Below are 6579 nucleotides of genomic sequence, written 5' to 3' on the forward strand. Positions count from 1 at the left end.
TATTGTGTTAAACATTCGTTTTACCTGCCCGTTGCCAAATGGTCTACATGCCCGCCCCGCCAGTGCGTTAGAGCAGCGCGTCAGCGCATTTCAGGCTCGCGTTCAAATAGGCAATCTGCGTAACCAGCGTCAGGCCGATGCCCGTAGCGTGTTGGCGATGATTGGGACCGATATTTTGTATCAGGACCCGTGTGAACTGGTGATTGAGGGCGAGGATGAATCTGCCGCGCATCAGGCGCTGACTCAGTTTGTGAGGCAAGAGTTTGCCGCGTGTGATGAACCCGTTGCCCAGACGCCGGAACGGGTGGAGCAACCTCTGCCGGTTTTTCTGGCGCAGACCCGCGCGGAGTGGGTACGCGGTAACGGCGTGAGCGCTGGGCTGGCGCAAGGGGTGGCAATGCATCTGGGCGTGCCGGATCTGTATCAATTGGCAGAACAAGAGGCGGTGGCGGCACCGGCTGTACAGCGAGCCGCGCTGACAGCGGCACTTGAGCAAGTACGCCGCGAGCTGCACGACGCATTACCGCATGCACAGGGAGAAGCCGCAGCGGTGCTACAGGCTCATGTCAAACTGCTGGACGATGCGCTCTTCGAAACCTCGCTACTTACCGACCGTACAGCGCGCAATGCGCTGGCAGCATTGGCGCTGGCGCTGGATGAACTGAGCGCGCCGCTGCGCGAAAGTCGCAGCTTCTACCTACAACAGCGGGTGCTGGATTTACAGGATTTGGGCCTGCGTCTGGCGGCGCATCTCACCGCGCAGCCGCTGATGCCGCAAACGGCATTGTCGCAAGATACCATCGTTATCAGTCCGGTTCCCATAACGCCAGGCCAGTTTCTGGCGCTGCGCGGCCCGCATCTGAAAGGTGTGGTGATGGGCGCGGGCGGGGAAACATCACATACCGTCATTCTGGCGCGATCGTTTGGGGTTCCGCTGCTGAGCGTAGAGGCGGCGGAAGCGGGGCGTATTCGCGGTGGTGAAGCGCTGCTGCTCGACGCTCGCCACGGGGTGGTGGTGGTGTCACCGGATGAGCAGGCTCTGCGGTGGTATCAACTGGAAGAGGACAAACGTCAGCGCCTTGAGGCGCGTTTACAGCCGCTTATTCAACGCCCTGGGGCGACGCAAGAGGGCGAACGGGTGACGGTGCTGGCGAATATCGCGCTGGCTGCGGAAGTGGAAGCGGCATTTGCCGCCGGGGCGGAGGGGATTGGTCTGTTCCGCACTGAAATGCTGTTCTGCGAACGAGCCGCGCCGCCTGACGAGGAGGAGCAGTACCAGGCCTATCGTCATGTGCTGGAACAGGCGCGGGGGCGTAAAGTGGTGATCCGTACGCTGGATATTGGTGGCGATAAACCCTGTGACTATCTGGCGATGCCGCCGGAGGAAAACCCGTTTCTTGGCTGGCGCGGCATCCGCCTGTATCCCGAATTTATGTCGATTTTCCGTCCTCAGATACGTGCGCTACTGCGTGCCAGCGCCGCCGGACCGTTGCACATTATGGCGCCGATGGTGACTACGCTTGCTGAGGTGAAGTGGCTGCGTGAACAGTTCCAGCAAACAGCGGCGCAACTGCTGGCCGAGGGGGCGGCGGTTGGGCAGTGGTCGCTGGGTATTATGGCGGAAGTGCCATCAGTGCTTTATCTGCTGGAGAAAGCCGCTGCGTATATCGACTTTGTTTCGATTGGCAGCAACGACCTGACGCAATACTTCCTGGCCTGCGACCGGGGCAACGCGCAGGTTCGACATCTCTACAATTATTTTGACCCCGCGTTTTTACAGTTACTGAAGGAGATGACGGCACGCGCGCAGCGGGCCGGTATTGAGATCAGCCTGTGCGGCGAGATGGGCGGCGACCCGTCGGCGCTGGCGCTACTGTTGGGCGTTGGTTTACGACAGATCAGCATGTCCTCAAGCCGTATTGCGCCAGCCAAGGCGCGCTTAATGACCTTAACCCTCGCGCACAGCGAGCAGACGCTGGAACGGGCATTAGCTTGTGAAAGTGGTCAGGACGTGGCGCTACTACTTTCACAACAGGTGGCGGCGCAAGCAAAACCCGTGTTTGATCCCGCCCTGATCCTGCTCGATCGGGCGATTACCCGTAAAGCGGAGGCGATTAAGGTGCTCACCGATAATCTGGAGGTCGAACAGCGGGTCTTTTCCGGCTCAGCCGTTGAAGAGGCTATTTGGCAGCGTGAGGCGATTTTCTCTACCGCATTAGGATTTGCGATTGCGCTTCCGCACTGCAAATCGGCGGCGGTCGCGCACAGTAGCGTGTCGGTGATGCGTTTGAGTGAGCCACTGGCGTGGAGCGACGAGGTGGATGTCTCGCTGGTTATCATGCTGACGGTGAGTGAGCAGGAGAAGGGCGATCATATGAAAATCTTCTCCCGTCTGGCGCGTAAGTTGATGCATGTGGAGTTCCGTGAGCAGTTGCTTGGCAGCATGTCGCCGCAGGATGTCGCCGTGCATCTGGCACAGGAAATGGCGGGATAAATCATGGTACAGAATCCTCGCCGGGCGTTCATTCTGCTGTCGGCTGTCTTTTTTTACTGGGGCGTCCTGACGGCAATTAATAGCGCCACGATTCCCTTTTTCCGGCAAGTTTTTTCGCTTTCATGGCGAGACTCGATGTTGGTAAATGTGGCGTTTTATCTCGCACCGTTTGTGATTTGTTTACCGTGTTCAGGCTGGATGGCGCGTTTAGGGTATCGCAGCGCACTCTTACTGGCGTTGATACTTGCCGCAAGTGGTTCGGTGGTGATTGCCGTATCGCTCTGGCTGGCGTCATTTGCCGGTTGCCTGGTGGGGATTTTCATTGTGGCGATGGGGGTTGCGGCGATGCAGGTGGTCGCAAACCCTTATGTTAATCGGCTTGGCGAGGCGCAAAGTGCGGCTGGACGCCTCAGTCTGGCGTCGTCCATCAACTCCCTCGGGGCGGCGCTGGCGCCTGTCGTCCTGGCGGTTGTTCTGGCTGGCTCTGTCATTTCAGTTCCAGGGGTGTATCTCGGTTTGATGCTGGTGGGAGGCATACTGCTGGTTGCGTTATACCGTTTTTCAATTGCTGATTTTCGTGACGCGCACGAGAATATTTTTTCTGCGATTCGTGCGCTCAGGCGCTATGCGCAGTTTCGTACTGGGGTGAGTGGCATTCTTGTTTACGTTGGCGTTGAAGTCAGCATTGGTACTACGGCTCTCAGCTATCTTCACGACCCATCTTTGGGCGGGTTTTCGCTTGCACAAGCGACCTCCTTTATCGCGTTGTACTGGGGCGGTGCATTGGCGGGGCGGTTTTTGTATGGCTTGCTGGCTCACTGTTGCCGACCTCAGTTGTTGTTTTGCCTGTGTTCTTCGGAAGCGGTACTACTAACCGTTGCCGCGATAGTTTTCGCTAACCGTTTTGGCGGCTATTGTCTGCTGGCGACGGGACTCATGAACTCGGTGATGTATCCCATTATTTTCTCTCGCACGCTCTCCGGCCTTGATCGCTATGCGGCATCTATTTCTGCTTGCTTGATTATGGCGGGCATTGGCGGCGGGGTGCTGCCCTTTATCCAGGGGATGGTTATTGATGCTATTGGCCTGCGTTTGAGCTTTTGGGTGCCGGTTATCGGGTATCTGTTTTTATTGCTGAACGGATTTAAGCTATACGCTCGAAAGGAGTTATTTTGTGAGTAACGCCATCATTATTTGGTTAATTTAAGGTAGTTCAACGGAAACTGATTTTCGGTGGTATTTAACCGTAAAGTTGGGATGACGCCAGCGCAGTGGCGTCATCGTCGTCGGGGGTTGTGTCGTTAGCTGGCCATTCCCAGACCAACAATGTTTGCCGCGACAATGATCACTACGCAGCCAAGACTTAGCACGCTGACCGGACGTCTCCCTGCATTGCTCCACTCTTTCATGATCAGGCCCACGATACCGCCGCACAGGACGTAGAAGCTCATGTGCAGCATCCAGCTCATGTAGTCATACTGTGCTGGAATTTTGGCATGGCCCCAGGCGTAAAAGAAGAACTGGAGATACCACATCAGGCCAGCAAGCGCAGAAAACAGGATATTGCTGATAATCAGCGGTTTTGCTAAAGAGAAGTCGGCCTTTACTGACAGGTTTTTCATTTTTGCCAGACGAATGAAGCAGTATCCCAGATTGATCACCGCACCACCGCCCATGATGACTACGTAGCTTGGCAGGGCGACATACAGCGGATCGATACCGAGTGTTGCAGCGGCTTCGTGCATTGGTTTAGCCGCATCCATGGCAAAGGACATCCCCGCGGAGAAAAAGCCGCACATCACCGCCAGTATCAGACCTTTTTTCAGATTGAACTCTTCGGCCTTGATGCCCATCTTGCGCTCTTTTAACTGTCCGGCGCGGGTGACAATCGCCACCCCGATCAGGGCGACCAGCACGCCGAGCAGGGTCATACGTCCGCCTGGTGTGCCAATGAGCACGTCAAATTTACCGGCAATGATTGGCGTCATTAAGGTACCAACAATTAGCGTAATGCCGATAGCGATCCCGATCCCCATCGACATACCGAGATAGCGCATAGTCAGGCCATAGTTGATATTACCAATCCCCCACATGGCACCGAATAAAAATACCGGCAGCAGGGTGGACGCACTGAATGAACTGTAATAGGCCCAGAAGTCCGGCAGAAGGATCGCGCTGACGAGCCAGGGAAGGATCAGCCATGAAACAAAACCACCTATAGACCACATGGTTTCCCAAGACCAGTGTTGTACCTTTTTAAAAGGGGCATAGAAACAAGCGGCACTAGCGGCACCGATTAGATGCCATATTATCCCCATCGTAATTGCGTTACCCATTCTGTTTCCTTTTGAATTATCGATTTGGCAGGATGAAAACACCCGTTTTGATGTTCAAAAGTCTAAAGAGTGAGCAATAGATTAACCTTCAGCATGCTGCCGTGTGATCAGTAATGCTGGCAAAATTCAGGGGATGAAAGGGATATTGATCACAAATGCGGCCCCGCCCCTCTTTTTTGAGAAGGGCGGAAATATAGAGGATTAGCAAATTCTTACTGCCTGAATACCCAGTAGCCAGGCGAGTTTTTCCAGTGCCTCGCCATGGTGCCCCAGGCCAATGCTGCAATGATGAGCTGGGCCGCCCATGCACCATTGTGTGGTGAACTCGCGAGCTGATAACGGGAAGCGATAGCGGCTATTGGTGTTGCCAATATCCAGGACTTCACCTGGCACAGCTTCACCTTCGGCATACTGTAAACGCACCCCGTTTTCGGCATCTTCAATTACCGAAAGAAAGGTCACCGGACCTGATTTTACGGTCATCTGGATAGATACACCTTTACCGGGTTTACCATGATAAACCGGCAGCGGCACCAGACTCACCGGACCATCCGCCATCAGCGGGTGTGCCGGACCGTCATGTCCCCACAAAACAGCATCATCATTAAATTCAATGCCATATGGTTCTGAGAATGAACCGCCAGCCCCCAGAAGTTGCTGAATTTTCATCGCCAGCACATTTTTGATTTCATATTCTCCCGCTACGGGAATACCACGGTGGGTAAGCAGCGTGTTGCCGAGAATGATTGAGGTGATGATGTTCTCGTAAGCGTTGCCGTTACGGCCTTCATAGTAATAGGCTAGTGCACCGAGTTTATTCTGGGCAATTAGTTTATCCATGGCGCAGGCAGTGGTGAGTGCGCGGTTGAGCTCTGCAGGTTCGCATGCCGCATCCAACTGAAGTACACGGTGCATTTCCTGTCGTTTGGCGTTGAGGTCTGCCTCGCTGACCTGCTCGCGATATTCCGCCAACTCACACATTTCCAGTGGCTTAAAGCGTACGCCCATTTTGGCGGACAAGTTCGTCATATTGCTGTAAACGTCTACCATGCCGTCATAATAGTGCCCGAGGACGCCGACCTGACAATTTGCCAGCATTTGACGAGCGTTAAGTGCCTGTAGCCACTGCGCCGTTTGTTGCCAGACATACTCATCGCCCTGTAATGCGCCAACAATCAACTGAAAGCGGATATTCGCACGGTTAAACACGTTTGCCAGTTCGGGGGCGCTGCAGGCCTGACAGTGCGCCAGCCACTCTCCAGTACGGCCTCCCCGATCGGGAATTTGACGGATTGTTGAATAAGGCAGCCCTGGCTCTGGCTGCAGGGCCAGAATAATGACCGGTTTATTGATACTCTGCACAAGCGGTAGCACCGTTGAGCTGAGCGCATAGGTGCTGATGTAAAGACAGACAGCATCGATCGGCTGTTGCTGCAACCGTCTGATAAGGGCATCGGCTTTATCGACGTTATCAATCAGGCCGCCATTAATCACGCTGGCTTGTTGCGCCGTCAGGCGCTCATCAATTGATTGCAGATAGCCCTGAAGACGTGACTCCAGGCCTGTAAACTGGGGCCAGTATGTGTCGAGGCCGATACCAAAAAGGGCGATGTTGACAGACATAGCAATATTTCCTTGTGAGATAATTTTCAGACTATGTCGTGCTTTATCTCCCATGTCCTTCATGTCGCTGCCTATTTTCTACTCAGATTGGCAAGATCAGCCTGATTTTCCCAGTGATGCTCACAC

Annotated in this window: 4 protein-coding genes; 2 read left to right on the plus strand and 2 right to left on the minus strand. The window is 54.7% G+C overall.

Features of this window, described 5'->3' with window-relative positions; genetic code table 11:
- Positions 1–4 precede the first annotated feature (4 nt).
- Together ptsP and KQJ19_RS10390 are read left to right on the plus strand one after the other, a co-directional pair.
- On the plus strand, positions 5–2494 hold the full coding sequence (ptsP, locus tag KQJ19_RS10385; RefSeq protein WP_216403628.1) for a phosphoenolpyruvate--protein phosphotransferase: 2490 nt from the start codon (positions 5–7) through the stop codon (positions 2492–2494).
- A 3-nt stretch (positions 2495–2497) separates the two neighbouring features.
- Complete coding sequence (locus KQJ19_RS10390) at positions 2498–3676, plus strand: MFS transporter (RefSeq protein ID WP_216403629.1); 1179 nt, start codon at positions 2498–2500, stop codon at positions 3674–3676.
- Between the two features lie 119 nt (positions 3677–3795).
- Here the strand turns inward: KQJ19_RS10390 and rhaT are convergent, their stop codons facing one another.
- Entirely contained in the window at positions 3796–4830 is a 1035-nt protein-coding gene (gene rhaT / locus KQJ19_RS10395) for an L-rhamnose/proton symporter RhaT (protein WP_016157897.1), read from the minus strand.
- Between the two features lie 201 nt (positions 4831–5031).
- A complete protein-coding gene (locus KQJ19_RS10400; RefSeq protein ID WP_049282360.1) occupies positions 5032–6453 on the minus strand; it encodes an L-fucose/L-arabinose isomerase family protein in 1422 nt (473 codons plus the stop codon).
- Positions 6454–6579 lie beyond the last annotated feature (126 nt).

The organism is Citrobacter sp. S46_ASV_140, from assembly GCF_018919545.1.
GTDB classification, from domain to species: Bacteria; Pseudomonadota; Gammaproteobacteria; order Enterobacterales; family Enterobacteriaceae; genus Citrobacter; species Citrobacter braakii.